The sequence below is a fragment of the Klebsiella sp. JB_Kp031 genome (genome assembly GCF_040064295.1).
GTDB lineage: Bacteria > Pseudomonadota > Gammaproteobacteria > Enterobacterales > Enterobacteriaceae > Klebsiella > Klebsiella quasipneumoniae.
This window is the reverse complement of record NZ_JBEAJW010000025.1, coordinates 109,146-134,313: the sequence shown is the minus strand read 5'-3', so window position 1 is coordinate 134,313 and position 25,168 is coordinate 109,146. Positions and strand designations below refer to the sequence as shown.

The 25,168-nt window shown below is 58.7% G+C and carries 24 protein-coding genes and 1 pseudogene; 17 read left to right on the top strand and 8 right to left on the bottom strand.

Annotation, left to right across the window (positions count from 1 at the left end):
• Positions 1 to 456: 456 nt before the first annotated feature.
• Together ABLV64_RS10780 and ABLV64_RS10775 are read right to left on the bottom strand one after the other, a co-directional pair.
• Complete coding sequence (locus ABLV64_RS10780) at positions 457 to 747, bottom strand: PerC family transcriptional regulator (RefSeq protein ID WP_004153693.1); 291 nt, start codon at positions 745 to 747, stop codon at positions 457 to 459.
• Between the two features lie 311 nt (positions 748 to 1,058).
• Positions 1,059 to 1,625, bottom strand: a complete 567-nt coding sequence (locus ABLV64_RS10775) for a LuxR family transcriptional regulator (RefSeq protein WP_004206400.1) — start codon at positions 1,623 to 1,625, stop codon at positions 1,059 to 1,061.
• A gap of 633 nt (positions 1,626 to 2,258) precedes the next feature.
• On the opposite strand from ABLV64_RS10775, the gene pgaA reads away from it, so the two are divergent.
• From pgaA to pgaD, 4 genes are read left to right on the top strand one after another with little or no spacing between them, the layout of a single operon-like run.
• A complete protein-coding gene (gene pgaA, locus ABLV64_RS10770) occupies positions 2,259 to 4,706 on the top strand; it encodes a poly-beta-1,6 N-acetyl-D-glucosamine export porin PgaA (protein ID WP_168429903.1) in 2,448 nt (815 codons plus the stop codon).
• Positions 4,707 to 4,714: 8 nt separating this feature from the next.
• Positions 4,715 to 6,730 carry a poly-beta-1,6-N-acetyl-D-glucosamine N-deacetylase PgaB gene (pgaB, locus tag ABLV64_RS10765; protein WP_100098486.1) on the top strand — a complete coding sequence of 672 codons (2,016 nt, stop codon included), beginning with the start codon at positions 4,715 to 4,717 and terminating at the stop codon, positions 6,728 to 6,730.
• Complete coding sequence (gene pgaC, locus ABLV64_RS10760) at positions 6,723 to 8,054, top strand: poly-beta-1,6-N-acetyl-D-glucosamine synthase (protein ID WP_102005085.1); 1,332 nt, start codon at positions 6,723 to 6,725, stop codon at positions 8,052 to 8,054. Before pgaB ends, pgaC begins: the two co-directional genes overlap by 8 nt.
• A complete protein-coding gene (pgaD, locus tag ABLV64_RS10755) occupies positions 8,051 to 8,500 on the top strand; it encodes a poly-beta-1,6-N-acetyl-D-glucosamine biosynthesis protein PgaD (protein WP_032456868.1) in 450 nt (149 codons plus the stop codon). Before pgaC ends, pgaD begins: the two co-directional genes overlap by 4 nt.
• Positions 8,501 to 8,547: 47 nt before the next feature.
• On the opposite strand, the gene ABLV64_RS10750 is transcribed toward pgaD, so the two are convergent.
• Positions 8,548 to 9,333, bottom strand: a complete 786-nt coding sequence (locus ABLV64_RS10750; protein WP_126065747.1) for a DsbA family protein — start codon at positions 9,331 to 9,333, stop codon at positions 8,548 to 8,550.
• Positions 9,334 to 9,558: 225 nt separating this feature from the next.
• Here ABLV64_RS10750 and ABLV64_RS10745 point away from each other — a divergent pair, with 225 nt between their 5' ends.
• From ABLV64_RS10745 to cbpM, 3 genes are all read left to right on the top strand, one after another.
• Positions 9,559 to 10,242 (top strand): TerC family protein, encoded by a 684-nt coding sequence (locus ABLV64_RS10745; RefSeq protein WP_004206393.1) that lies wholly within the window; start codon positions 9,559 to 9,561, stop codon positions 10,240 to 10,242.
• Positions 10,243 to 10,387: 145 nt separating this feature from the next.
• Positions 10,388 to 11,305 (top strand): curved DNA-binding protein, encoded by a 918-nt coding sequence (gene cbpA, locus ABLV64_RS10740; protein ID WP_023319528.1) that lies wholly within the window; start codon positions 10,388 to 10,390, stop codon positions 11,303 to 11,305.
• On the top strand, positions 11,305 to 11,610 hold the full coding sequence (gene cbpM, locus ABLV64_RS10735; RefSeq protein WP_002885324.1) for a chaperone modulator CbpM: 306 nt from the start codon (positions 11,305 to 11,307) through the stop codon (positions 11,608 to 11,610). The genes cbpA and cbpM overlap by 1 nt, the downstream gene beginning before the upstream one ends.
• Positions 11,611 to 11,819: 209 nt before the next feature.
• Here the strand turns inward: cbpM and ABLV64_RS10730 are convergent, their stop codons facing one another.
• The 4 genes from ABLV64_RS10730 to ABLV64_RS10715 all read right to left on the bottom strand — a co-directional run bounded on the left by ABLV64_RS10730 (position 11,820) and on the right by ABLV64_RS10715 (position 16,292).
• Positions 11,820 to 12,191, bottom strand: coding sequence for a plasmid partitioning/stability family protein (locus tag ABLV64_RS10730; protein ID WP_017900087.1), 372 nt, complete (start codon positions 12,189 to 12,191; stop codon positions 11,820 to 11,822).
• A 9-nt stretch (positions 12,192 to 12,200) separates the two neighbouring features.
• Positions 12,201 to 13,157 carry a plasmid segregation protein ParM domain-containing protein gene (gene parM / locus ABLV64_RS10725; protein WP_004146678.1) on the bottom strand — a complete coding sequence of 319 codons (957 nt, stop codon included), beginning with the start codon at positions 13,155 to 13,157 and terminating at the stop codon, positions 12,201 to 12,203.
• Between the two features lie 274 nt (positions 13,158 to 13,431).
• Complete coding sequence (gene melB / locus ABLV64_RS10720; RefSeq protein WP_017900088.1) at positions 13,432 to 14,847, bottom strand: melibiose:sodium transporter MelB; 1,416 nt, start codon at positions 14,845 to 14,847, stop codon at positions 13,432 to 13,434.
• A gap of 92 nt (positions 14,848 to 14,939) precedes the next feature.
• A complete protein-coding gene (locus tag ABLV64_RS10715; protein ID WP_004206386.1) occupies positions 14,940 to 16,292 on the bottom strand; it encodes an alpha-glucosidase/alpha-galactosidase in 1,353 nt (450 codons plus the stop codon).
• A gap of 239 nt (positions 16,293 to 16,531) precedes the next feature.
• Between ABLV64_RS10715 and melR the strand changes: the two genes are divergently transcribed.
• Positions 16,532 to 17,470 carry a transcriptional regulator MelR gene (gene melR, locus ABLV64_RS10710; protein WP_004206385.1) on the top strand — a complete coding sequence of 313 codons (939 nt, stop codon included), beginning with the start codon at positions 16,532 to 16,534 and terminating at the stop codon, positions 17,468 to 17,470.
• Between the two features lie 50 nt (positions 17,471 to 17,520).
• On the opposite strand, the gene proP is transcribed toward melR, so the two are convergent.
• Positions 17,521 to 19,023 (bottom strand): glycine betaine/L-proline transporter ProP, encoded by a 1,503-nt coding sequence (gene proP, locus ABLV64_RS10705; RefSeq protein WP_004206383.1) that lies wholly within the window; start codon positions 19,021 to 19,023, stop codon positions 17,521 to 17,523.
• Between the two features lie 187 nt (positions 19,024 to 19,210).
• Here proP and ABLV64_RS10700 point away from each other — a divergent pair.
• The 9 genes and pseudogenes from ABLV64_RS10700 to phnK all read left to right on the top strand — a co-directional run bounded on the left by ABLV64_RS10700 (position 19,211) and on the right by phnK (position 25,141).
• Positions 19,211 to 19,480: pseudogene (locus ABLV64_RS10700) on the top strand (hypothetical protein).
• 87 nt (positions 19,481 to 19,567) lie between these two features.
• Entirely contained in the window at positions 19,568 to 19,903 is a 336-nt protein-coding gene (locus ABLV64_RS10695) for a zinc ribbon domain-containing protein YjdM (RefSeq protein WP_004206382.1), read from the top strand.
• Between the two features lie 227 nt (positions 19,904 to 20,130).
• Positions 20,131 to 20,565, top strand: a complete 435-nt coding sequence (yjdN, locus tag ABLV64_RS10690; RefSeq protein ID WP_004206380.1) for a VOC family metalloprotein YjdN — start codon at positions 20,131 to 20,133, stop codon at positions 20,563 to 20,565.
• A 155-nt stretch (positions 20,566 to 20,720) separates the two neighbouring features.
• Positions 20,721 to 21,446 (top strand): phosphonate metabolism transcriptional regulator PhnF, encoded by a 726-nt coding sequence (gene phnF / locus ABLV64_RS10685; protein ID WP_004206378.1) that lies wholly within the window; start codon positions 20,721 to 20,723, stop codon positions 21,444 to 21,446.
• Entirely contained in the window at positions 21,447 to 21,899 is a 453-nt protein-coding gene (gene phnG / locus ABLV64_RS10680) for a phosphonate C-P lyase system protein PhnG (protein ID WP_004206376.1), read from the top strand.
• Entirely contained in the window at positions 21,896 to 22,480 is a 585-nt protein-coding gene (phnH, locus tag ABLV64_RS10675) for a phosphonate C-P lyase system protein PhnH (protein WP_004206375.1), read from the top strand. The genes phnG and phnH overlap by 4 nt, the downstream gene beginning before the upstream one ends.
• Positions 22,481 to 23,545 carry a carbon-phosphorus lyase complex subunit PhnI gene (locus ABLV64_RS10670; RefSeq protein ID WP_017900090.1) on the top strand — a complete coding sequence of 355 codons (1,065 nt, stop codon included), beginning with the start codon at positions 22,481 to 22,483 and terminating at the stop codon, positions 23,543 to 23,545. It abuts the gene before it with no gap.
• The gene (locus ABLV64_RS10665) at positions 23,538 to 24,386 is read left to right on the top strand and encodes an alpha-D-ribose 1-methylphosphonate 5-phosphate C-P-lyase PhnJ (protein WP_002885202.1); all 849 of its coding nucleotides are present in this window, start codon (positions 23,538 to 23,540) and stop codon (positions 24,384 to 24,386) included. Before ABLV64_RS10670 ends, ABLV64_RS10665 begins: the two co-directional genes overlap by 8 nt.
• Positions 24,383 to 25,141, top strand: a complete 759-nt coding sequence (gene phnK / locus ABLV64_RS10660) for a phosphonate C-P lyase system protein PhnK (protein ID WP_004206373.1) — start codon at positions 24,383 to 24,385, stop codon at positions 25,139 to 25,141. The genes ABLV64_RS10665 and phnK overlap by 4 nt, the downstream gene beginning before the upstream one ends.
• Positions 25,142 to 25,168 lie beyond the last annotated feature (27 nt).

Here is a 25,168-nt window from a genome sequence, read left to right as displayed (position 1 = left end):
TCCCTGCCCGGCGGCGCTGCGCTTGCGCGGGCCTACGCTGTTTGAGCCTGCGGGAGGACCCGTAGGCGGATAAGGCATTTATGCCGCCATCCGGCATAACCGCGGGTACGGCATCCGATGTATATCGCCAGGCGCTGTACTTGCGTGGGCCTACGCTGTTTGAGCCTGCGGGAGGACCCGTAGGCCGGATAAGGCATTTATGCCGCCATCCGGCACAACCGCGGGTACGGAGTCTGATGCATATCGCCCGGCGGCGCTGCGCTTGCGCGGGCCTACGCTGTTTGAGCCTGCGGGAGGATCCGTAGGCCGGATAAGGCATTTATGCCGCCATCCGGCACAACCGCGGGTACGGCGTCTGATGCATATCGCCAGGCGGCGCTGCGCTTGCGTGGGCCTACGGACAATGAAACGCCTGCGCAAACGCAGGCCGTCAGGCAAACGCAATAAAGAAAGGTATTATTCGGCGGCGGTTTTCCCTTTGCCGGGTAGTCTGAACGCTTCGCCATAAGGCTTAGCAATGCCCATGCGATATTGCGTCTCTTTAGCCGCCTGGTGGAGATCGGCAAACTCCTCTTTCGGCGCCGGCGGACGTTGCGCCTTTTTCAGACACTGATTGCGATGGTGACGGATCCACTCTCGGTCCTCATCGTCCAGACAACGCTGCATCACCTCAATCCATCTGGATGCCGCCCGACGGTAGAGCCCGCAGGCTTCTAACCGCTCCGCAATACTGTCCCTTATTCTCATCCACCTCGCTCCTCTGATGCTTTCACGATATCTCATGGTATTCCGACACGTGAGCCGGAATACCATGGTAAAGTTAATTTATGACAAAACTATTCCTCTGCGGCGCAAGGAATATATTCATTATAATAATCGCTGTGCATAGCAAACCGCCATGGCGGTAATTACTTCCAAAGAGCTCCGGAATTATATGCCGGGCGCCACCCTGGATACCGACCGGTATCGACGGTTGTACCTATCAATATCTATTTAATTTATTACATTTCCATCATTACATACCTTGCGATATCACCCATTTCCTGTACAACCAGCCCTCATGGCGATCGACCGGACTGGTCCAGCAGTTTATTTTTGAAGATAAATAAGCAGGCTTCATTAAAATTATCTAACCCCAGTCGTTCATAAAGTGCGGTCCGCTTGCGGTAAAGGCTTTTTAGCGAAGTATTAAGATTCAACGCCACCTCCTCCATTGTCATCCCCGCCCCAAGAAAACGCAGCATCAGCTGCTCTGTCATACTTAAGCGCAGATTGTCGAACCACTCTTTGGTCAGCCGATTACTCTTCATCTCCAGGAAAAGCCCAAATAAGGTCGCCATATCGGCGGGTGATAATGACATGTTTAAAAACGATTTCAGGCTGAGTAAATGCTCTTCCCGATGGCGCATATCGAGGACAATACAGCATATTCGCTTTCTGGATTGTGCCGCCTCCATCACCAGATAATCGTAATGACAAAGCGGCGAACGGCTATCAACCAGCAGAGAGAGTTCATCAACCTCATTATCTAAAATCGCTTTTCCGCTAGAATCTAACTGAATGATATCAGGGAAGAAATTCTTAACACCTTGAAAAAGATAGTGATCCTGGGTAACTAATATCATTGAATTTGCCACAAGTCGTCCCTTTAACATTTAATCAACAAATTCTCGTCAACCAGACATTATCCTTGCCCCTGTGGATCGCTCCGCATGGCGGTAAAAATAACGAGATCTGTGATTTATCATTAGCGCGGCATCTGAATCTGGCTGTGAAAAACCTCCCAGGGTTCGGACAGAAAATAAACGGATTAATTATAAATAAAAAAATCCCACAGAAAAGATGCTTTTTTTGCTATTAAGAATTTTTGTCAGAAATCATCTTAAATATCTATATAAAATCTTTCCCCTCACAGCAATATAAGCCACCAGGAAAATTTGAAACAAAATTCCAGCCAGATTCATTTTTTATTTATTTCAGTAAGTTAAAGACATTGACTTCAACATGGCGATTCGAATTAAACCATTTTTACAGATTTATCTTAAAACTCAGCTCGTCATTTAACCATATTTATCCGCCGCGGTATCGGGTATAAATTATCCATTCAATTATCCACAGGAGATAGGTTTATTAGTTTGCAATAAGTCCTTCACCCGCAGTGCCAGTCAGCTAAATGGGACCATCCTCATCCTTTCACTCACCGTCAAAGGACGGTCGTGTTGTGCAATGGATTCTTGATGAACATATGGCAAATAGAAATGGAAAGATCACCTTATTCAAATACGTTATTGTTTAATCGCAACACGAAACTCTCGCTATCAATCGGCGTGCTTTTGCTCTTCCCGACGCTGGTTCAGGGAGCGGACTCGCTCTATGACCAGCAGATCCTGCAAGCGCGTCAGGGCCAGTACGCCCCCTTTCTCTCATATCTTCAGCAGTACCAGCTACGGCATGCGTTAACCCCTTCTCAGGTAGCCGACTGGCTGCAGGTAGCCCTCTGGGCCGGCCAGGACGATGAGGTCGTGAAAATCTGGCGACGCTATCAGGTCTATATGCCGCTTCCCGCACGGGGCACCGCCGCCGCCGCGCAGGCTTTGCGCAACCAGAAACAGTGGCAAGCCTCGCTCCTCCTCTGGCAGCAGGCTCTCAGCCAGTCCCCTGACAGTGACGACTATCGTATCGGCTATATCAAGACGCTGGCCGATGCCCGCAAGGACGGCGAGGCGCTCAGCGAAGCGCGTCGCCTGGTGGCGGAGCAGGCGAGCGTGGCTCACCTGCAGACCCTCTCTTATGTCTACCTGCGGCTTGGCAAAAGCTGGGACCAGCTGCTGGTGGACACGCAGATCCTCGATCGCGAACCGCAGAACAAAGCCGCGCTGGCCAGCCTGATGGCGACCCTGACCCGCAACCGGATCGACTCACCCGCCTTCGGCCTCGCGAATAGCGTCGAACTGACGCCCGCGGAAAAGCGCAACCTGCAGCTGAACGCCGCCGCCGAGCTGGTGCGCCTTGCCGATACGCCTTCCCGTGAAGAAAATGCGCGTTACGCGCTGGCCCGCACGGCACTGGCGCAATACGACGCGATGATCGCCGCCTGGCGTCCCGATCCGCAGGCCGCCCCGGACATCACCCGGGCGCGCATTGACCGTCTGGGCGCGCTGTACGCCAACGCAGACTACGCGCAGATCATCCGCGAATACCAAAGCCTGCTCGCGCAGCAGCAGGTGGTTCCCGACTGGGCCATCGGCTGGGTCATCTCCTCTTATATCGCCCTCAAGCAGATTGAACCTGCGTTGACGCTCATTCATCAGCATCCCTCGTGGTTGACAAGCCAACAGAATGAAGAACATGAGCTTTTCTACGCCCTGCTGGACACCGCTCAGTACCCAGCGGCGCAACGGTATGTCGCCAGACTCACCCGGAATGCACCCTATATTCGTCATCTCTACGGCTCGCCGACGCCCCAGCCGAACGACGACTGGCTCACCGCGCAGACGCTTAACGTGCACTATCTTTCCGCCACCAACGCCCTGCCGCAGGCCGAAGCCCGCATGCAGCGCCTGGCGGCGACGGCCCCCGGCAACCAGGGGCTGCAGATCGACTATGCCGCCGTGCTGCAGGACAGAGGGCTGCCGCGGGCTGCCGAACGCCAGTTGAAAGCGGCGGAAGCCCTGGAGCCCGCCAGCCTGCAGCTGGAGCGCCAGCAGGCCTGGGTCGCTCTCGATCTGCAGGAGTGGCGGCAGATGGATCTGCTGACCGACGACGTTATCGCCCGCTCGCCACGGGATCTAAATACCCAACGCCTGGCCAAAGCCCGCGAAATCCATCATTTCTCCGAGCTGCGCCTGAGCGTCGGCAAAGGGCTGCATTCCGACAACCCGGTGAGCGGTACCCACGACCTCAGTTTTGAGACGGCGATCTACAGCCCGCCGATAGCCGACAGCTGGCGGTTGTTTGGCGGCCACCGCTTTGCCAAAGGCAATTTTGAAGAGGGGAAAGGCAGCCGTCGCCAGCTGTTCGCCGGTATTGAATGGCGCCCGCGCGACGCCTGGGGAGAACTTGAACTCTCCAGCGTCAATTTTCACGGCGAGAATAAGCCCGGCGTCCGCCTTTCCGCCGCGCACGACGTCAACGATCGCTGGCAGCTGGGCGGCGAACTGGAGCGGATTTCGCAGCAGACGCCGCTGCGCGCGTTACGCAACGGCGTCAGCGCCAACCGCGGCGAAGGCTGGCTGCGATGGTATCAAAACGAGCGCCGGGAGTACCGCGTCAGCGTGGCCGCCAGCCGCTTTACCGACCACAACCGTCGTCAGGAGTACACCCTCTCTGGTAAAGAGCGCCTCTGGCAGACGCCGTGGTTAACGCTGGATCTGCAGCCCGGTCTGGCGGCCAGCGCCAATAGCCGCACTGACACCGCGTATTACAGTCCGGCCCGCGACCTCGCGGCCACCGCAGCGCTGACCGTCGATCACACGCTTTACCAGCGGTATGACACTGTCTGGAGTCAGCAGCTGCTCGCCGGCGGCGGCAGCTACTGGCAAAAAAATCACGCCGCCGGCGCGATAACGACGCTGGGCTACGGCCAGCGTCTGCGCTGGAACAACCTCGTCGATGCCGGGGTGATGCTGAACTGGGACAAACGCCCCTACGACGGTAAACGTGAAAACAACCTCGCCATCACTGTTGATGCAAACATACGGTTTTAAGGATGACCATGCTGAACACGACCCTGCGCAACGGCCTGATGCTTCTCGGCTGGCTGTGCCTTATCTTCAGCGTGCGTGCTGAGGAGGTCCCCTTCCTCGCCCCGCAGCAACGACCCCAGCTGGAGGCCAATAAACCCTGGCCGGCGGATCGCTTTCTGGTGCTGGCCTATCATGACGTCGAAGACGACGCCGCCGACCAGCGTTATCTTTCGGTGCGGACCAGCGCGCTTAATGAGCAGATCGCCTGGCTGCTGCATCATGGCTACCATGCCGTGAGCGTTCAGGACATTCTGGACGCGCATCATGGCCTTAAGTCGCTTCCGCCTAAGGCTTTTCTTCTCAGCTTCGACGATGGCTATAGCAGTTTTTATACCCGCGTCTGGCCGCTGCTTAAAGCCTGGAACGTTCCGGCGCTGTGGGCGCCGGTGGGCAGCTGGGTGGACACCCCCGCCAACCAGCCCGTTAATTTTGGTGGCCTGATGACGCCGCGCGATCGCTTCGCCACCTGGGAGATGGTGCGCGAGCTCAGCCACTCGCCGCTGGTGGAGATCGGCGCGCACACCTGGGCCTCGCATTACGGCCTGCCGGCCAATCCGCAAGGCAGCCGCGAGCCCGCCGCCGCCAACCGAGGCTGGGATAAAACCACCGGCCGCTATGAAAGCGACGCGCAGTTTACCCGGCGAATGACCGATGACGTGCAGAAAGTAACGGCGAAAATCCACGACGTCGCCGGGAAAGCGCCGCGCGCCTGGGTGTGGCCCTACGGCGCCGCCAGCGGCAGCACTCTGGCCATCGCCAAACAGCAGGGGTATCAGCTGGCGTTTACGCTGAACGACGGCCTGGGCAACGTGAAGGATCTGGACAATATTCCGCGCATGCTGATCGCCGGTAACCCGTCGATCAAGGCCTTTGCCAACGCCGTGACGCAGATTCAGGAAGCCGATCCTGTTCGGGTGATGCATGTCGATCTGGACTATGTCTATGACCCCAATCCCGTCCAGCAGGCAAAGAATATCGATAAGCTGATACAGCGCGTCTATGACATGAAAATCAGCCACGTCTTTCTGCAGGCCTTCTCCGACCCGCAGGGCGACGGCACGGTCAAGTCGCTCTATTTCCCCAACCGCTGGCTGCCGATGCGCGCCGACCTGTTTAACTTCGTCTCCTGGCAGCTGCAGACCCGCGGCGGGGTGAAGGTTTATGCCTGGATGCCGGTGCTGGCCTTCGATCTCTCGTCCGATCTGCCGCGCGTTCAGCGCTGGGATCCGCAAACCGGGAAGGCGTTGCTTGCCCATCAGCCCTATGTTCGCCTGTCGCCCTGGGATCCGCGGGTTCGCCAGCAGATCACCGACATCTATGAGGATCTGGCCCGACACGCCAGCTTCAGCGGGATTCTGTTCCACGACGACGCCGTGCTGACCGATTTTGAAGACGTGAGCCCGGAGGCGGTCGCCGCCTGGCGGCAGAGTGGCCTGGCGCGCGATGCCGGCCCGGTGCCCCAGCGTCCGCAGGAGCGTGAAGCATGGATGCGTTTCAAAAGCCAAACCCTGACCCGCTTCACTCTGCAGCTGCGCCAGGCGGTGCAGGCCATCCGCGGCCCGCAGGTAAAAACGGCGCGTAATCTCTTCGCCCTGCCGATCCTGGAGCCGCAGAGCGAAGCCTGGTTTGCGCAAAATCTGGATGACTTCCTTGCCGCCTATGACTGGACGGTGCCCATGGCGATGCCGCTGATGGAGTCCGTGCCGATCGACGCCAGCCAGGCCTGGCTGACGCGGCTGGTGCAGACCGTTGCCCGCCACCCGGGCGCGCTGAAGAAAACCATCTTTGAGCTACAGGCCAGAGACTGGAGCCGACGCCAGCACAACGCCATTCCTGACCAACAGCTGGCGGACTGGATGCGTTTGCTGCGGCTAAACGGCGTCAAAAACTACGGCTACTACCCAGACGATTTCATTAACAATCAGCCTGATATCTCCCGTATCAGACCGCAATTCTCTTCCTGGTGGTACCCTGACCATGACTGATCGCATTATCGCATTGTGCATTTTATGCCTCGTTTTCGGGCTGCCGTTAGGCGTCGCAGCGGCGTTTACCGGCGAGCTTATCCTCGACTTTGTCTTTTTCTGGCCGCTGTTTATGTCGGTGCTATGGATCACCGGGGGTCTGTACTTCTGGTTTCAGCTGGAGCGCCACTGGCCGTGGGGCGAGGATACCCCGCCGCCGACGCTGCCGGGCAATCCGCTGATCTCGATACTGATCCCCTGCTTTAACGAGGAGAAAAACGCCCGGGAGACCATCAGCGCAGCGCTGGCCCAGCGTTACGCCAATCTCGAAGTGATCGCGATTAACGACGGCTCTTCCGACAACACTGCCCAGGTGCTGCAGCAGCTGGCGCAGGAGGAGCCGAGGCTGCGGGTGATACACCTGGCCGCCAATCAGGGAAAAGCGGTGGCGCTCAAAGCGGGCGCCGCCGCCGCCCGCGGCGATTTGCTGGTCTGCATCGATGGCGACGCCCTGCTGGACCGGGATACCGCGGCCTGGCTGGTCGCCCCGCTCATCCACTACCCGCACGTCGGGGCGGTCACCGGCAACCCGCGGATCCGCACCCGATCCACGCTGATCGGCCGCATTCAGGTCGGGGAGTTCTCGTCGATCATTGGGCTTATCAAGCGGACGCAGCGGATCTATGGCCGGGTCTTTACCGTCTCTGGCGTGATCGCCGCCTTCCGGCGTCAGGCGCTGGCGGACGTCGGCTACTGGAGCCCGGATATGATCACTGAAGATATTGATATCAGCTGGAAGCTTCAGCTCCGCCACTGGGACATCTTTTTCGAGCCGCGGGCGCTGTGCTGGATCCTGATGCCAGAGACCCTCAAAGGGTTATGGAAGCAGCGTCTGCGCTGGGCCCAGGGCGGGGCCGAAGTCTTTCTGGTCAACCTGCGCCGTCTGTTTCACTGGCAGCATCATCGGATGTGGCCGCTGTTTCTGGAGTATGCCTGCTCCACGCTGTGGGCCTTTGCCTACGCGGTCACCATCCTGCTGTTTATCCTCAGCCGCCTGATGCCATTGCCGGACAACCTGACCGTGCACAGTCTGTTTCCGCCTGAGTTCACCGGCATGCTGCTCGGCCTGATGTGCCTGCTGCAGTTCGTCGCCAGCCTGTATATCGAACGGCGCTATGAGAAAAAGGTGGCCAAATCCCTGTTCTGGGTGATCTGGTTCCCGATGGTTTACTGGATGATCGGCCTGCTGACCACGCTGGTCGCTTTTCCGAAGGTGATGTTGAAACGTCAACGTTCCCGCGCGCGCTGGGTGAGCCCGGACCGGGGAAAAGGAAGCCTGCGATGAATGAAAATACGCTCATCTTAACCGAACACCGCGTGCTGCCCCGGCTGGTGGACGCCGGCTTAACGCTGCTGGCCTGGCTCGGTTTTCTGTTCTTTCTTTACGCCAATTTGCTGATGCAGTTCATCGCGCCGCCCTCCCCGCGCTGGTCGTCGCTGATGGACTCCCTGAATACGGCGCTGGTGTATTTATTGCTTGCCGCGCTGAACGGCTGGCTGTTGATCCTCTGGTATCACTATAACCGACGCCGCGCCCACACCCGGCGTCACACCGCGGTGCTTACTCTGCGGGATGAGGAGCTGGCCAGCAGCTTTAACGTCGCCCCGCAGATCATCTCCGAGATGAGTCGCTATAATTTGCTGACCGTTTACCACGATCACATTGGCCAGATTATTGATTTAAAAAGCCACGCGCTGCCGCCGCCGAACGAGGAAAGGGATCATGAATGATAGCAGAGCCGCCCTCGGCGGCCCTGACCGGGTAACGACGCCGCCGATCAGCCGCCGGCTTTTTTAATCGCGGCTTCGAGCGAGGCTTTATCCGCCAGTCCCGGGAAGACGGTGATGCTGGCTTCCGTGGCGCCGGTGGTCGGCATCACGATCACGCCCGGCGTGCCGCTAAGACCAATCTCCTGCGCCAGGTCGTTAATGCTCTGCAGTACCGGTTCGACGTCGCTGGCCTTCTTCGCATCAAAGCCGGCTTTCTTCGCCTGCTGCTGGATATCCGCCGTCGTCAGCTTGCCTTCGTTATGTCCGGTGGCGTAGATCCCGTTATGGTAGGTCAGATAGGCATCCGCCCCTTTCTGCTGATAGATCTGCAGGCCGGTTTTCGCTGCTTCCAGCGAGCTTTCCCAGCGGCCGCCAAAGATAGGCCACTCTTTAAAAGCGAAGCGGGTCTGCGGATGCGCTTTAATCACCTGCTCCATCACCGGCGCCAGCCGGCTGCAGTAGACGCACTGGTAGTCAAAGAACTCAATCACCGTGACTTTGCCGTTGGCCGGGCCGTAAGTCGGGGTATTTTTATCCTGGGTCAGCAAGGCGGCATTCTTCAGCACCGCCTGGGTAGCCGCGCTGGCCTGTTGCTCAGCCTGAATTTGCTGCAGTTTCTGGCTTGCCTGCAGGAGAACTTCCGGGTGGGCGACCAGGTAATCGGCGGCGATTTTGCCGATTTGCGCCTCCTGTTCCGGGGTGAAGGTCGCCGGCGAGTCAGCGGCAGAGGCCATCGCCGGCAATAAAACAGCGCTCAGCAGGGCGACAGAGAGGTATTTCTTGTAGCCAGACATAGTGGGGATCCTTGCGATAAGTGAACGGCAGGTGTGTCTGTATGACAAAATATCACCCTTTTTCGCCGAAGCCTTGCCCGACGGCGCGTTGATTCGTAACTTTATTTTTCAGGCTCAGGTTCCACGCGCGTTGGCGCGGGCCGGCGCCAGCGGTCAACGCTCACCGGGCGGAGTCCCCTGCGCAGCGGCTTTTCGTGGTATTTATTTCAGGTGGTTTCTCTCAATATGTATGCGTTTCTTCAACAATGGGACATGGCGGTGATTATGCTGCAGATTGTCGCCATCGACTTACTGCTGGGCGGCGATAACGCCGTGGTGATCGCCATGGCCTGTCGCAAACTGCCGCCGCAAAAACGCACCAAAGCGATCGTCATCGGCACCGTAGGAGCCATTCTGGCGCGCATCCTGCTGCTGGCGATCGCCCTGTATCTCCTGTCGCTGCCGTGGCTGAAAATAGTCGGCGCGTTGCTCCTGCTGTGGATTGGCATCAAGCTGGTCAGTGATGAGGAGGACGAGAGCGAGGTTGCCAGCTCAGGCAGCCTGTGGCGCACCGCAATCACCATCACCGTAGCGGATGTGATCATGTCGCTGGATAACGTGCTGGCGGTGGCTGCCGCAGGCAAAGGACACATTGCGCTGGTCGCCCTCGGCGTGGCGATCAGCATCCCGGTTATCGTCGCCGGCAGCAAACTGGTGCTGGCCCTGCTCACCCGCTTTCCCGCGGTGGTGCTGCTGGGCGGGATGCTCATCGGCTGGATTGCCGGCTCAATGCTGGTCAGCGACCCTACCCTCCGCCAGCTGTTTCCCACTGCCGGCGAGGGCATGGCGCGCCTGGCCGGCGCCATCGGCGCGCTGCTGGTGCTGTTCGCAGGCTGGCGCCGTCGTCAGCGGCCGCAGGCGAAAGACTAGCCTTGCCTAAGACGCCGTTGACCCCGACGGCGTCAAGTTTCCGCCACTTTTCTTCTCCTTCAGGGCGCATTTGCCCTACGCTTTATACAGACGCCTGATCCAGGGAATATGTAACCACCGCACTGAGCATAGATGAGATAACAGCATGGAATTGAAGGATTATTATGCCATTCTCGGGGTGCAACCAACCGACGATCTGAAAACCATCAAGACCGCCTACCGCCGCCTGGCGCGCAAGTACCACCCCGACGTCAGTAAAGAAAACGATGCCGAAGCCAAATTTAAGGATCTCGCCGAAGCCTGGGAAGTCCTGAAAGATGAGCAACGGCGCGCGGAATACGATCAGCTCTGGCAGCATCGCAACGATCCCGGGTTCGGTCGCCAGCAGCAGACCCACGAGCAGAGCTACAGCCAGCAGGATTTCGACGACATCTTCTCCTCCATGTTTGGCCAGCAGGCGCATCAGCGTCGCCGCCAGCACGCGGCGCGCGGCCACGACCTGGAGATCGAGGTCGCGGTGTTCCTTGAAGAGACGCTGGCCGAGCAAACCCGCACCATCAGCTATAACCTGCCGGTGTATAACGTGTTCGGCATGATCGAAAGCGAGACGCCGAAAACGCTGAATGTGAAGATCCCCGCCGGGGTGGCCGATGGACAGCGCATCCGCCTGAAAGGCCAGGGGACGCCGGGCGAAAACGGCGGCCCGAACGGCGATCTGTGGCTGGTGATCCACATCGCCCCGCACCCGCTGTTCGACATCGTGGGACATAACCTGGAGATCGTCCTGCCGCTGGCGCCGTGGGAGGCCGCGCTGGGCGCCAAAGTCACGGTGCCCACCCTGAAAGAGAGCATTCTGCTGACGGTGCCGCCGGGTAGCCAGGCAGGGCAGCGCCTGCGCATCAAGGGCAAAGGGCTGGTGAGCAAAACCCACACCGGCGATTTGTTCGCCGTTATTAAAATTGTGATGCCACCAAAACCAGATGAAAAAGCGCGTGAGATCTGGCAACAGCTGGCGACCGCCGAAGCCAGCTTCGATCCGCGTAAGACATGGGGGAAAGCCTGATGGCTACAGTAACAGTGACGTTTACCATTACCGAATTGTGCCTGCGTACCGGGGTGTCGGAAGAGGAGCTGACGGAGATTGTCGGCTTAGGCATGATTGAACCGCACCAGCCGCAGGCGGACACCTGGCTGTTCGACGACAGCGCGGTGACGATTGTCCATCGCGCGGTGCGCCTGCGTAACGAGCTGGAGCTGGACTGGCCGGGGATCGCGGTGGCGCTGACCCTGCTGGATGAGAACGCGCGGCTGACCCGCGAAAATCGCCTGCTGCAGCAGCGCCTGGCCCGCTTTCTCGCCCACGGATAGGGGCGACATCCCGGGTGGCGGCGTACCGTCTTACTGCCGGGTGGCGGCTACGCCTGACCCGGCCTACAAACTAAGCACAGCGCAAGCCGGGGAATTTCCCAGTCGCGGCGTTCCGCCTTACCCGGGCTACCGGACAGTGTAAACAGTAGCCCGGCTAAGCGCAGCGCAAGCCGGGGAGTTTCCCGGATAGCGCAAACCGCGAATAGCGCTTAGTCCGGCAGCGAACCGGCGAGGTTGCGCGCCGAAACGCTCTCGCTGACCGGCGCGGGCGGCTCCGGCGCCTTAGCCGGGGCGGCCGCTGGTGCGGCTGTCGGGGCGGAAGAGGCCGGCTGGATCTCAAGGAACGAGGCCAGCATCTTGCGCAGCGTTTCCGGTTTCGTGTCTTCCGCCAGCAGCGCCGCCAGCATCGACGGCAAGCGGCTATCGACTTCCCCTAACGCCAGCCCCGCCAGCAGCGCCGTGCGCGACATATCGCCACGGTCGCCGCGATGGTGGGCCTCAATTTTTGCGTCCGCGAAGCGCTCGCTGGCGCTGATATCCGGGCGCAGGTAAATCAGCACTTTTCTGCGTTCCAGAGTCATAGACGCTCCTTAGCCAATAATTTTCAGACCACGCACCAGGGCGAACTGCGGCTCTTCAGCCACCACGAAACGGTCCTCACGCAGGCCCATACGTTCACGAATGGCATCGGCAACCAGCGGCGCGCCGCCGCCAATCACGATGGCATGCGAGTAGCCTTTAAAGCTATCGATAGCCGTCAGGACGCGGGTGGTCAGACGTTCGATGCTGTTATTGATCACCTTTTTCACCTCAGAAACCGCATCCGGATCGTTAATGTTATCGGTCAGATACTCTTCGTCGTGGCGATTGATAATGATCTGGTCGACGTTATAGCTTGAGGTATCGGTGTTAGCCCGCGCCAGCGCCAGCTTAACGGCGTCGGTCACCAGCGATACGCCCAGCTTCGGATCGCCGTAAATGCGCGAAACCGAGGTCATCTGCCCGGCTACCATCGAGATATCGAGCGTGGTGCCGCCGAGGTCGATAATCAACACCGAATGGGAGGGCTTGAGTTCATCACACAGGCTAATGCCCGCTGGAATCGATTCCGGGCGCACGGTGACTTTTGTGATGTTGAAGACCACGCCTTTATTCAGCTTAACGTCGCGCAGCAAGCTCTTTTTCTTGCGCTCAATGTTGTCGAGGCGATATTGCGCATCCTCGTCATAAAATTCAGTCAGCGGCAGCGTCACGACGATTTCGACGTCCTGCGGCTCAAGACCGCTGGTCAGCAGCGCGTGATGGACAGCGATGGAGTTCAACGGGCTGTACTGCCAGTCAATATTATTGGTCGGGAGCGCATCGGGGGTGATCAGGTCGAATGAGTACTTTTCATCATCCACGGTGTAGTTAAAAGGCTTCCCGGAACCGAAGGTGGCAGACCAGCCGCGTTTAAAACTGTTGGGGCTGATATGGGTGAAAGTTTCGCCATCTTGCTCCCACAGCATTTTGATATTGGTTGAACCATCATCGATAAAAATGCGCATCGCATTGCTCCATCACTGAGACAAATAAGAGAAAAATGTAACACCCAACAAGCGTAGCAAGAGTTAAAAAGCAGCGCAAGAGCACGAAAAAGAGACAATTCTGAGTTTTATTTGAGAACAAATGGAGCTAATGGCAACTCCGTGCGCATAAAAAGAGACCATTTTGAGATAAATTAGAGAAATACGTTTTTCTCTTTTTGCCCGTTTCGACGCTCATTTTTGTCCAAAAAGAGGGCATCCCTCCCCTCTTTCGTCAGCGGTTTTTGAACGCTTTTTACACCTGGTTGGGTACCACAATGGGCCGTTCCGGCTCAGCCACATTTTCCGGTACCCGGCGATATTTATCCAGCAGGTGAATCTGAATGCGACGCAGCATATCGCCGTTGAGCTTGTAATAGCGGAAATAGAGCAACAGCGTCAGGGCAAAAAAGAGCGTCGGCAGCGCAATCATAATCGCCTGCATCCCCAGCAGCGTCTGGGACGACTGGGCCACATTCGGCACGTAACCGATGATACCGAGCACAATGGCGATAAACCAGGCCGCGAACGCCGAGCCCGCTTTCACCACCAGCGTCTGCACCGAATAGGCGATACTTTCGCAGCGGATGTTCATCGTATATTCGCCGTAGTCGACGGTATCGGCCACCATAATAACCTGCAGCACCCAGAACAGCGCGGTACCGATATTCAACAGCACCCCAGCCAGCGAAATAAGCGCGATGTTATAGACCCCGCTCAGCGCCATCAGCAACAGCACACCACAGCCCAGCACCGGTATGATCGAAGCGCCCGCCCACAGAATGCGCCGCGACAGCCCTTTCACCAGCCGCGGAAACAGCACTAACGTCAGCAGGTTCGCCGCGCCGGCGTAGGACATGTAATACGGGAACATCTCTGCGCTGCCAATCACGTAGGTAAAGTAGTAAATCGCAAAGCCAGCGATAATATTCGCCGCCGTGTTATAAGCCAGCGCCATGCCCAACAGGCAGGCCAGCTGATCGTTTTTATAGATCAGCGCCACCATCTGGCGCAGTGAGAGATGGCTGGCATCCTCGCTCACGCCGCTATCCGAGGAGTAAACCTCGTGGACGTTGCGCAGCGTGACGAGGGTGGAAACCACGAAGAAGGCGATCAACACCAGGGTGAACATCTGGAAACCGAAACCGCGGTCGGCGCCGCCCACGGCGCTGACAAACGGCAGCGTGACGCCGGCAGTGACGAATCCCGCCAGGCTGGCGAAAAAGCGTGGATACGGCACCAGCTGTTCACGTTCGCGTTTATCAAGGGTAATGGTCGGCACCAGCGACCAGAACGGCACATCCATGATGGTGTAGGTGAACCCCCACAGCAGATAGGTCAGCCACACCCATGCCAGCAGCGCCCCGCCGGAGAAGTGATGGGCGCTGAACAGCATATACAGCACTACCGAGTTGGTTATCGTGCCAATCAGGATCCACGGTTTGAATTTCCCCCATCGCGATCGCGTACAGTTGACGATCCAACCCATGATCGGATCGGCTATCGCATCGAGGATCCGCGCCACCAGAAACAGGGTGCCGACCACCCCAACCGACAGTCCAACAATATCGGTGTAGTAATACATCAGATACATGTAGACGATACCGATAGCGAAATCTTTACCAAAGGCACCAAATCCGTAGCTGAGCTTTGTTGTCATTGAAATACTCATAGGGTACAGGTCGCTGTCGCCAGCGCCTCCTTCAGTGTTTGATAGAGCATGCAGGACGCCGCCGGGTCGTTGCCCCCGGCGGCATGAGAAGATTAACGATGCAGCCAGGCCGGCAGCCAGTCGCCGTGGCTGGCGATCAGATCGTCCACCAGCGCGTAGATCTCTTCGATCCCCAGCACCGCAGCGGTGTGCGGATCCATCATCGTGGCGTAATAGACGTAATCGCGATTTTCGGTGAGGATCGCCTCCGTAAGCAGCGTCTGCACGTTGATATTGGTCTGCATCAGCGCCGCCAGATGCGCCGGCAGCGCACCCATTTTGGTCGGCTGAATGCCGTTGGCGTCCACCAGGCAAGCCACTTCCACGCAGCAGCCCTGCGGCAGGTTGTCGATAAGGCCGTCATTGCGTACGTTGCCATACACCACGCTTGGCTCGCCGGTCCAGATGGCGTTCATGATGGTGCTGGCATACTCGCGGGATGGCTTCACCTCGATGCGCTCGCCGCGCTGATAGCTCTCCAGCTCCTGATGCCAGTTGGCCAGTTGCTCGACGCAGCGTTTCGGGTATTCATCCAGCGGCACTTTATAGCGGGCGATAAGGTCCTCGCGGCCCGGCTTGATAAACCATGGCGTGTATTCGGCAAAATGCTCCGACGACTCGGTCACAAAGTAGCCGAGCTTTTTGAACATCTCATAGCGGACGATGTTTTCGCAGCGCGGGTTGCCGTGCAGGTTAGGCTTCGGCGCGCGCCCGTCAGCGTAGGCCTGCAGCAGGTCGGGATAAAGGTTGACATAGCTGCCGTCGGCGAGCTTTTTCTCCAGCGAGAGATAGAACGCCATATGGTTAATCCCGGCGCAGCGGTAGCGTAAATCCGCCGGGTTGAGGTCAAGATCGCGCGCCAGTTCTTCCGCCGTTCCCTGCACCGAGTGGCACAGGCCAACCTGTTTAATATGCGGGTAGCGGGCGTAGATGGCCCAGGTGTTCATCGCCATTGGGTTGACGTAGTTAAGCAGGGTGGCGTCCGGGCAGACCTCGGTCATGTCGTCGCAGATAGCCCATAGATGAGGTATGGTGCGCAGGGCGCGCATAATGCCCCCCGGACCCAGCGTATCGGCGATGGTCTGCTCCAGGCCATGGCGTTTACAGACCTCAAAATCAGTGACGGTACAGGGCTCATAGCCGCCAATCTGGAAGGCGACCACAACGAAATCAGCGCCCTGCAGGGCGGTTTTGCGATCGCGATGGCAGCTGATTTCGCCCTTCGCGCCGACGGAATCCATCAGCTTGCGCACCACGGTATGCGACTCTTCCAGCCGGGTGTCATCGATATCCATCAGCGCGACATGCGCCGATTTCAGCGCCGGGCGCTGGAAAACATCACCGAGAATATTTTTAACGAACACCGTCGAACCGGCGCCGATAAAGGTAATTTTTGGGGCGGTCATTACGCTCTCTCCATCAGGTCATTGAACCCTTGCAGAGTGGCACGCCGTTCAGCGTTGCGCTGCCCTGTTCCAACCGGAGCATTCCCGAAAGCTCAGATCGGCCATTAAGCGCCACAAAATCTGAGTTTTCGGGAACAGATTGCGCAAAAAGGAGAGAAAATGGGCCGATTCTTCCGCTAAGCTGTCGTCAGTTCTGGCGAAAAATGCAGCCACTCTGACAATTCAGGAATACGCTAACGATGGAATACCGCTTCACCTCCCTGCCCCCCGATCCCTTTATGTGCAGCAGCGATGAAAAGCAGAGCCGCAGCCCGCTGGCGCTCTACTCTGAGTATCAGCGTATGGATATCGAGCTGCGCCCGCCGCACGCCATGCCTACCAGCCACTGGCATGGCCAGGTGGAGGTCAACGTGCCGTTCGATGGCGACGTGGAATATTTGATTAATAACGAAGTGGTGCGCATAGAGAAAGGCTATATCACTCTGTTCTGGGCCTGTACGCCGCATCAGTTGACCCGCCCGGGGGATTGCCAGCAGATGGCGATCTTTAACCTGCCGATGCATCTGTTTCTCTCATGGCCGCTGGACCGGGAGCTGATCAACCACGTCACTCACGGGATGGTGATTAAATCCCTCGCCGCCCAGCAGCTGAGCGCCTTCGAGGTGCGCCGCTGGCAGCAGGAGCTGAACCACGACAATGAACAGATTCGCCAGCTGGCGATCGATGAAATCGCCCTGATGCTGAAGCGGCTGAGCCTCGCCGGCTGGCAGCCGATTCTGGTCAACAAAACCTCGCGCACCCATAAGAACAGCGTCTCGCGCCATGCGCAGTTTTATGTCAGCCAGATGCTGGAATTTATCGCCGCCCACTACGACCAGGCGCTGACCGTCAATGCCGTCGCCGAGCACGTTAAGCTCAACCCGAACTATGCGATGGGGGTATTCCAGAGAGTGATGCAGCAAACCATGAAGCAGTACATTACCGCCATGCGTATCAATCACGTGCGGGCGCTGCTGAGCGATACCGACAAGACCATCCTGGATATCGCCCTCACCGCCGGTTTCCGCTCCAGCAGCCGTTTCTACAGCACCTTTACCCGCTACGTGGGGATGCCGCCGCAGCAGTACCGTAAACTTAGCCAACAGCGTCGTCACGGTCTGGCCCTGCCGGAGGCATAAAAAATGCCGCCGGGGTTTCCCCAGGCGGCATGGTTTATCGTGAAAAACGGTTAGTCGTTGATACGCGGATGCTGCTGCACCAGTCGCGACCGTTTTGCCTGCAGATCGGCAATCTCCTGATCGATATCTTCGATTTTTTGTTCGATGTTATCGTAGTGCTCGCCAAGGATTTCTTTCGCTTCCTGGATGTCCGATGCCGCCGGGGTCGCTCCTTTCAGCGGACGGTTAGCGGTCTCTTTCATCGACAGGCCCGTGGCCATACCCACCATGGCGATCACCATCAGGTAGTACGCCGGCATCATCAGGTTCTGCGTGGTTTCCACCAGCCACGCCGCCAGGGTTGGCGTCAGACCGGCAATCAGCACCGAGATGTTAAAGGCGCTGGCCAGGGCGCTGAAGCGGATATGCGTCGGGAACATCGCCGGCAGCGAGGAGGCCATCACCCCGATAAAGCAGTTCAGCACCACCGCCAGCAGCAGCAGGCCGGCGAAGATCAGGCCAATCACGTTGCTGTTGATCATAATGAAGGCCGGGATCGACAGGGCAAACAGCGCCACGCTACCAATCAGGATAAACGGACGGCGGCCGAAACGGTCGCTGAGCATGCCGATAACCGGCTGCACAAACAGCATCCCGACCATGATGGCGATGATGATCAGCACCCCATGGTCTTCCGAGTAGTGCAGGTTATGCGACAGGTAGCTCGGCATGTAGGTCAGCAGCATGTAATAGGTCACGTTAGTGGAAATCACCAGACCGATACAGGTCAGCAGGCTGCGCCAGTGCTTCGTGGCAATCTCTTTAAAGGAGACCTTCGGCCCGTCCTGCAGACCTTCACGGTCGCCCTGCTCCATGGTGTCCACATGCTGCTGGAACGCCGGGGTTTCTTCCAGCGCATGGCGCAGATAGAGCCCGATGATGCCTAACGGCAGCGCCAGGAAGAACGGGATACGCCAACCCCACTCAAGGAAGTTCTGTTCCCCCACTACGCTGGAGATCAGGACCACCACGCCAGCCCCCATCACAAACCCGGCGATGGAGCCAAAGTCCAGCCAGCTGCCCATAAACCCGCGTTTACGGTCAGGGGAGTATTCCGCGACGAAGATCGATGCCCCGGTATATTCACCACCGACCGAGAAACCCTGCGCCATTTTACACAGCAGCAGCAGGATCGGCGCCCAGATACCTATCGTGGCATACGAAGGAATAAGGCCGATACAGAAAGTACTTATCGACATGATCACGATAGTTATCGCGAGAATTTTCTGCCGACCATATTTATCGCCCAGCATCCCGAAGAACAGGCCGCCCAGCGGACGTATTAAAAATGGAACGGAAAAGGTACCGAGTGCGGCAATCATCTGCACGCTTGGGTTGGCATCGGGGAAGAAGACTTTACCTAAGGCGTAGGCCACAAAGCCGTAGACGCCGAAATCGAACCACTCCATCGCGTTGCCCAGGGAGGCCGCGGTGATCGCCTTTTTCAGTTTACCATCGTCGATGATGGTCACATCCTTAAGGGTGATGGGCTTTATTTTTTTCCTTTTAAGCATATTTTTCCTCTGCTACTCCGCCTTGAGTGCACGCCTCTTCGCCGAATGGCAAAGCCATTCGCATCGTGCGTCAGGAGCGGTGAATTGCTGTGCTCCTCATTTCAAGCGTAGCAGGTTTGCCTGCACTGTCTGCTGACAGAATGTACAACCGAACCTGTTGACGCCTGCTCTGGCTACTGGTGAATAAATAGAGCGGCTCATCGTGATAATTGATGAAATTGACCTGCTCCCCTTTTTTACCCTAACAGTGTTTATATCTGCGATCAACTTCACATAAATTTACCGCCTAATTACAGAGTGCCGGAAAATAAATAAGTTCATTTCCTGCCGATCGCCCGGAAATTATTTCGTCGATTTTGCTCCACCTCGGGCGGTTAATTTCAGCGTTTATTCGCTTCTTCCCGGAATAACACCACGGCTATTTTTTAGCAAAAAAACACCCGACAAAAGTGGGTGATTGCGCTATAATCACACCCACTTTCGGCTCTCAGCCGCTGTTTAAAGGACCAACGTCCTGTTTTTCGACGACATCACGAGGAACGTCATGCAACTGCCACACTGCCCAAAATGCGATTCGACTTACACTTATGAAGACAACGGCATGTACATCTGCCCGGAATGCGCCCATGAGTGGAACCCTGCCGAAGCCACGGAAGAAACCGACGTTCTGATCGTTAAAGATGCCAACGGCAATTTACTGGCCGATGGCGACAGCGTCACGGTAGTGAAGGATCTGAAGGTTAAAGGCAGCTCTTCAATGCTGAAAATCGGCACCAAAGTGAAGAATATCCGCCTGGTCGAAGGCGATCACAATATTGACTGCAAAATTGACGGTTTTGGCCCGATGAAGCTGAAATCTGAATTCGTCAAAAAGAACTGATTTATTTCCGGGCAGGCGACGCGATTATTTTCCCCTATCGCCGTCGCCGCTCCCGATATCCTGACGGTCCCTCGCCTCCCTGCGTATCCGGTTATTTATCCGGCCAGCCGCCGCTATTTATGCAGCCCCCTGCAGCGGTATTCCCACCCCATTTTCGCGCTGCCGTCTGGCTCAATCCCGCTGCGGGCGACTACGCTTTACGGGTTACGGTCACTGAGGTATTCACCATGTCCTTAAGTCCCTACCTTGCCTTTGCGGGCAACTGCGCCGAGGCGATCGCTTTCTATCAGCAGACGCTGGGCGCGGAGCTGATGTTTAAAATGACCTTTGGCGAAATGCCGCCTTCGGCGCAGGAAGCCTCTGACGGCTGCCCGTCTGGCCAGAAGATGGCGAATGACGCCATCGCCCACGCCAGCCTGCGCATCGGCAACGGCGAGCTGATGCTAAGCGACAGCGCCTTCGGGCCCGATGTACACTACGCCGGCTTCACCCTCGTCCTCGATCCCAGGGATGTCGCTGAAGGTCAGCGCTGGTTCGAAGCGCTGGCGGTCGGCGGACGCATTGAGATGGCCTGGCAGGAAACCTTCTGGGCCCACGGCTTCGGCAAAGTCGTGGATCGCTTTGGCGTTCCCTGGATGATCAACGTGGTCAAACAAGGCTGACCCCGCCAGGGCGGCCTGGCCGCCCTGTCATCCGTCTGGCATTAACTCTTCATCCTTTAGTCATCATCACTTAACCGAACTGCAACATAAACCGGTCAGGATCGGCTCACAACGCGAGGAAGCTCCTCGCCTATGCTGTGTGAGGCTTGATGACCATGCACCTGTCCAGACATCCGACCAGTTATCCCACGCGCTATCAGGAAATCGCCGCCCGGCTTGAGCAGGAGTTGCGCCACCACTATCGCTGCGGTGACTATCTGCCCGCCGAGCAGCAGCTGGCGACGCGCTTCGACGTTAACCGCCACACCCTGCGCCGGGCGATCGACCAGCTGGTTGAGCGCGGCTGGGTACAACGCCGTCAGGGCGTGGGCGTGCTGGTGCTGATGCGGCCGATCGATTACCCGCTCAACGCCCAGGCGCGTTTCAGCCAAAACCTGCTGGAACAAGGCAGCGATCCCACCAGCGAAAAACTGCTGTCGGTACTGCGCCCCGCCAGCGCGCACGTTGCCGAAGCCTTTGGTATTAGCGAGGGCGAGAACGTCATTCATCTGCGCACCCTGCGCCGGGTCAATGGCGTCGCCCTGTGCCTGATTGACCACTACTTCGCCGACCTGCGCTTCTGGCCGGTGTTACAGACCTTCAGCCACGGCTCGCTGCACGACCTGCTGCGCGATCGGCTTGACGTCGAACTGACCCGGGTGCGCACCAAAATCAGCGCCCGTCGCGCACAGGCGAAAGAGAGCAAACTGCTGGAGATCCCCAATATGGCGCCGCTGCTCTGCGTCCGCACCCTCAACAGCCGCCAGGGCGAGCAGGCCGCCACCGAATACTCCGTCAGCCTCACCCGCGCCGACATGATTGAATTCACCATGGAGCACTGAATGCACTTCGATACCGCCACCCGCCAGCGCTGGATGTCCGTGCTGGCCCACAGTGAACCGCAAGATCTTCTGGCGCGCATGCACTCCCTGCAGCTGGCGCCGGAGTATGAACTGATCCGCACTCCCGAGACTGGCCTGGTGCAGCTTCAGGCCCGGATGGGCGGTATCGGCGACCGTTTCTTCGCCGGCGACGCCACGCTCACCCGCGCCGCGGTACGTCTGGCCGACGGAACGCTCGGCTACAGCTGGATCTTAGGCCGCGACCGCCCGCACGCCGAACGCTGCGCGGCCATCGACGCCCTGCTGCAGTCACCCCGCCATTTTCACAATTTAATGGAAACCCTGATAACCCCGCTGGAAGCGCTACGCAGCGCGCGCATTGAAGCCCGACGCGCCGAAGTCAACGCCAGCCGGGTCGACTTCTTTACCCTGGTTCGCGGAGATAACGCATGACCTTACAACCCGCTTTTTCCCTGGCTGTGCAGGATGCCCAACACAGTTTTCGTCGCCTGCTGAAAGCGATGAGCGAGCCGGGGGTGATTGTCTCCCTGCAGCAGTTACAGCACGGCTGGCAGCCGCTGAACGTCGCTTCCACCAGCCTGCTGTTGACCCTTGCCGATCACGAAACGCCGGTCTGGCTCGCCAGCGCTCTGCATAACGATCTGGTGGGACAGAATCTGCGCTTTCATACCGGCGCGCCGCTGGTGGACCAGCCGCAGCAGGCGGTCTTTGCCGTCGCCAATGACGGCATCAGCGCCGAGCAGCTCAACGTCCTCTCCGCTGGCACCGTCACCGCCCCGGAGACCGGCGTCACGCTGATCGTTCAGCTCGCCAGCCTTAGCGGCGGACGCATGCTGCGCCTGACCGGGGCGGGCATTGCCGAAGAGCGAATGATCGCCCCTCAGCTGCCGGACTGCATCATTGACGAACTGACGGAGCGCCCACACCCGTTCCCGCTGGGCATTGATCTGATCCTCACCTGCGGCGAGCGCCTGCTGGCGATCCCGCGCACCACTCACGTGGAGGTTTGCTAAATGTACGTTGCCGTCAAGGGCGGCGAGAAGGCGATCCGCGCCGCTCACGCCTTACAGGAACAGAAACGACGGGGCGATGGACGGCTTCCCGAACTGAGCGTTGACCAGATAGGCGAACAGCTCAATCTGGCGGTGGACCGGGTGATGACCGAGGGCGGCATCGCCGACCGCGAACTGGCGGCGCTGGCGCTCAAACAGGCCAGCGGCGATAACGTCGAAGCGATCTTCCTGCTGCGCGCCTACCGCACCACCCTGCCGCGGCTGGCGGTTAGCGAACCGATCGACACCGCCAAAATGCGTCTCGAACGCCGCATCTCGGCAGTGTACAAAGATATCCCCGGCGGCCAGCTGCTGGGCCCCACTTACGACTACACCCACCGCCTGCTCGATTTTACCCTGCTGGCAAACGGCGAAGCGCCTTCTGTGCAGCAAGCCGAGTGCGACACGCAGCCGACGCCGCACGTCTTTAGCCTGCTCACGCAGCAGGGTCTGGCGAAGGCCGAGGAAGATCGCGGCACACCGCCCGACGATATCACCCGCACCCCGCCGGTCTACCCCTGCTCACGTTCTTCGCGCCTGCAGCAGCTAATGCGCGGCGATGAAGGCTACCTGCTGGCGCTGGCCTATTCGACTCAGCGCGGCTATGGCCGCAACCATCCGTTTGCCGGCGAGATCCGCAGCGGCTACGTGCAGGTGGAGATTGTCCCGGAAGAGCTGGGCTTTAGCGTCAATATTGGCGAGCTGCTGCTCACCGAATGCGAAATGGTCAACGGCTTCGTCGCCCCGCAGGATGAGCCGCCGCACTTCACCCGCGGCTACGGTCTGACCTTCGGCATGAGCGAGCGCAAAGCGATGGCCATGGCCCTCGTCGACCGCGCCCTGCAGGCGGCGGACTATGACGAAGAGATTGCCGGTCCCGCCCAGGATGAAGAGTTTGTGCTGGCCCACGCCGATAACGTTGAAGCCGCCGGCTTCGTCTCGCATCTGAAGCTGCCGCACTATGTCGATTTCCAGGCCGAACTGGCGCTGCTGAAACGCCTGCAACGGGAGAACGAACGTGGCTAACCCACTGACTGGCTATAACTTTGCTTATCTCGACGAGCAAACCAAGCGCATGATCCGCCGGGCTATTCTCAAAGCGGTAGCCATTCCCGGCTACCAGGTGCCGTTCGGCGGTCGCGAAATGCCGATGCCCTACGGCTGGGGCACTGGCGGCATCCAGTTGACCGCCAGCGTCATCGGCGAGAACGACGTGCTGAAGGTGATTGACCAGGGCGCCGATGACACCACCAACGCGGTGTCGATTCGTCAGTTCTTTAAGCGTGTTACCGGCGTCGCCACCACCGAGCGTACCGAAGACGCCACCCTGATCCAGACCCGCCATCGCATCCCGGAGACGCCGCTGGTGGAGGATCAGATCCTGATCTACCAGGTGCCGATCCCGGAGCCGCTGCGCTTTATCGAGCCGCGTGAAACCGAAACCCGCACCATGCACGCCCTGGAAGAGTACGGCGTGATGCAGGTGAAACTGTATGAAGATATCGCCCGCTTCGGCCATATCGCCACCACCTACGCCTACCCGGTGAAGGTCAATGGCCGCTACGTGATGGATCCCTCGCCGATCCCGAAATTCGATAACCCGAAAATGCATATGATGCCGGCGCTGCAGCTGTTCGGCGCCGGGCGCGAAAAGCGGATCTACGCCGTGCCGCCCTATACCCCGGTGGAGAGTCTCGATTTCGACGACCACCCATTTACCGTCCAGGAGTGGGATGAACCCTGCGCCATCTGCGGCTCGCGCCACAGCTACCTCGACGAAGTGGTGCTGGATGACAGCGGCCAGCGGATGTTTGTCTGCTCCGATACCGACTATTGCCGCCAGCAGAGCGAGGGGCAGAAAAAATGAACCAGCCATTACTTGCTGTGAATAACCTGACCCATCTCTACGCCCCGGATAAAGGTTTTCGCGATGTCTCCTTCGAGCTGTGGCCGGGAGAAGTGCTCGGCATCGTCGGCGAGTCCGGCTCCGGTAAAACCACCCTGCTGAAGGCAATCTCCGCCCGCCTGACGCCGCAGCGGGGCGAGGTGCTGTACCAGCAGCGCTCGCTGTACGCCATGAGCGAAGCCGAACGCCGCCGCCTGCTGCGCACCGAATGGGGGGTGGTGCATCAGCACCCAATGGACGGTCTGCGTCGCCAGGTCTCCGCCGGGGGCAACATCGGCGAACGGCTGATGGCCACCGGCGCCCGCCACTACGGCAACATTCGCGCCACCGCTGAAAAGTGGCTGCAGGAGGTGGAGATCCCGCCCTCGCGCATCGACGACCTGCCCACCACCTTCTCCGGCGGCATGCAGCAGCGTCTGCAGATTGCCCGCAATCTGGTCACCCAGCCGAAGCTGGTGTTTATGGATGAACCCACCGGCGGGCTGGATGTGTCCGTGCAGGCGCGGCTGCTTGATCTGCTGCGTGGCCTGGCGGTGGAGCTGAATCTGGCGGTAGTGATTGTTACCCACGATCTCGGCGTCGCCCGCCTGCTGGCGAACCGACTGCTGGTAATGAAGCAGGGCCAGGTGGTGGAAAGTGGCTTAACCGACCGGGTGCTCGACGATCCGCACCATCCTTATACCCAGCTGCTGGTGTCGTCGGTGTTGCAGAATTAATGCTGTTTTGCCGGGTGGCGGCTGCGC

Excerpts from the sequence above, each read along its gene's own strand:
- ABLV64_RS10780 (WP_004153693.1), bottom strand. The coding sequence starts at position 747 with ATGAGAATAAGGGACAGTATTGCGGAGCGGTTAGAAGCCTGCGGGCTC.
- ABLV64_RS10775 (WP_004206400.1), bottom strand. The coding sequence starts at position 1,625 with ATGATATTAGTTACCCAGGATCACTATCTTTTTCAAGGTGTTAAGAAT.
- pgaA (WP_168429903.1), top strand. The coding sequence starts at position 2,259 with ATGGAAAGATCACCTTATTCAAATACGTTATTGTTTAATCGCAACACG.
- pgaB (WP_100098486.1), top strand. The coding sequence starts at position 4,715 with ATGCTGAACACGACCCTGCGCAACGGCCTGATGCTTCTCGGCTGGCTG.
- pgaC (WP_102005085.1), top strand. The coding sequence starts at position 6,723 with ATGACTGATCGCATTATCGCATTGTGCATTTTATGCCTCGTTTTCGGG.
- pgaD (WP_032456868.1), top strand. The coding sequence starts at position 8,051 with ATGAATGAAAATACGCTCATCTTAACCGAACACCGCGTGCTGCCCCGG.
- ABLV64_RS10750 (WP_126065747.1), bottom strand. The coding sequence starts at position 9,333 with ATGTCTGGCTACAAGAAATACCTCTCTGTCGCCCTGCTGAGCGCTGTT.
- ABLV64_RS10745 (WP_004206393.1), top strand. The coding sequence starts at position 9,559 with ATGTATGCGTTTCTTCAACAATGGGACATGGCGGTGATTATGCTGCAG.
- cbpA (WP_023319528.1), top strand. The coding sequence starts at position 10,388 with ATGGAATTGAAGGATTATTATGCCATTCTCGGGGTGCAACCAACCGAC.
- cbpM (WP_002885324.1), top strand. The coding sequence starts at position 11,305 with ATGGCTACAGTAACAGTGACGTTTACCATTACCGAATTGTGCCTGCGT.
- ABLV64_RS10730 (WP_017900087.1), bottom strand. The coding sequence starts at position 12,191 with ATGACTCTGGAACGCAGAAAAGTGCTGATTTACCTGCGCCCGGATATC.
- parM (WP_004146678.1), bottom strand. The coding sequence starts at position 13,157 with ATGCGCATTTTTATCGATGATGGTTCAACCAATATCAAAATGCTGTGG.
- melB (WP_017900088.1), bottom strand. The coding sequence starts at position 14,847 with ATGAGTATTTCAATGACAACAAAGCTCAGCTACGGATTTGGTGCCTTT.
- ABLV64_RS10715 (WP_004206386.1), bottom strand. The coding sequence starts at position 16,292 with ATGACCGCCCCAAAAATTACCTTTATCGGCGCCGGTTCGACGGTGTTC.
- melR (WP_004206385.1), top strand. The coding sequence starts at position 16,532 with ATGGAATACCGCTTCACCTCCCTGCCCCCCGATCCCTTTATGTGCAGC.
- proP (WP_004206383.1), bottom strand. The coding sequence starts at position 19,023 with ATGCTTAAAAGGAAAAAAATAAAGCCCATCACCCTTAAGGATGTGACC.
- ABLV64_RS10695 (WP_004206382.1), top strand. The coding sequence starts at position 19,568 with ATGCAACTGCCACACTGCCCAAAATGCGATTCGACTTACACTTATGAA.
- yjdN (WP_004206380.1), top strand. The coding sequence starts at position 20,131 with ATGTCCTTAAGTCCCTACCTTGCCTTTGCGGGCAACTGCGCCGAGGCG.
- phnF (WP_004206378.1), top strand. The coding sequence starts at position 20,721 with ATGCACCTGTCCAGACATCCGACCAGTTATCCCACGCGCTATCAGGAA.
- phnG (WP_004206376.1), top strand. The coding sequence starts at position 21,447 with ATGCACTTCGATACCGCCACCCGCCAGCGCTGGATGTCCGTGCTGGCC.
- phnH (WP_004206375.1), top strand. The coding sequence starts at position 21,896 with ATGACCTTACAACCCGCTTTTTCCCTGGCTGTGCAGGATGCCCAACAC.
- ABLV64_RS10670 (WP_017900090.1), top strand. The coding sequence starts at position 22,481 with ATGTACGTTGCCGTCAAGGGCGGCGAGAAGGCGATCCGCGCCGCTCAC.
- phnK (WP_004206373.1), top strand. The coding sequence starts at position 24,383 with ATGAACCAGCCATTACTTGCTGTGAATAACCTGACCCATCTCTACGCC.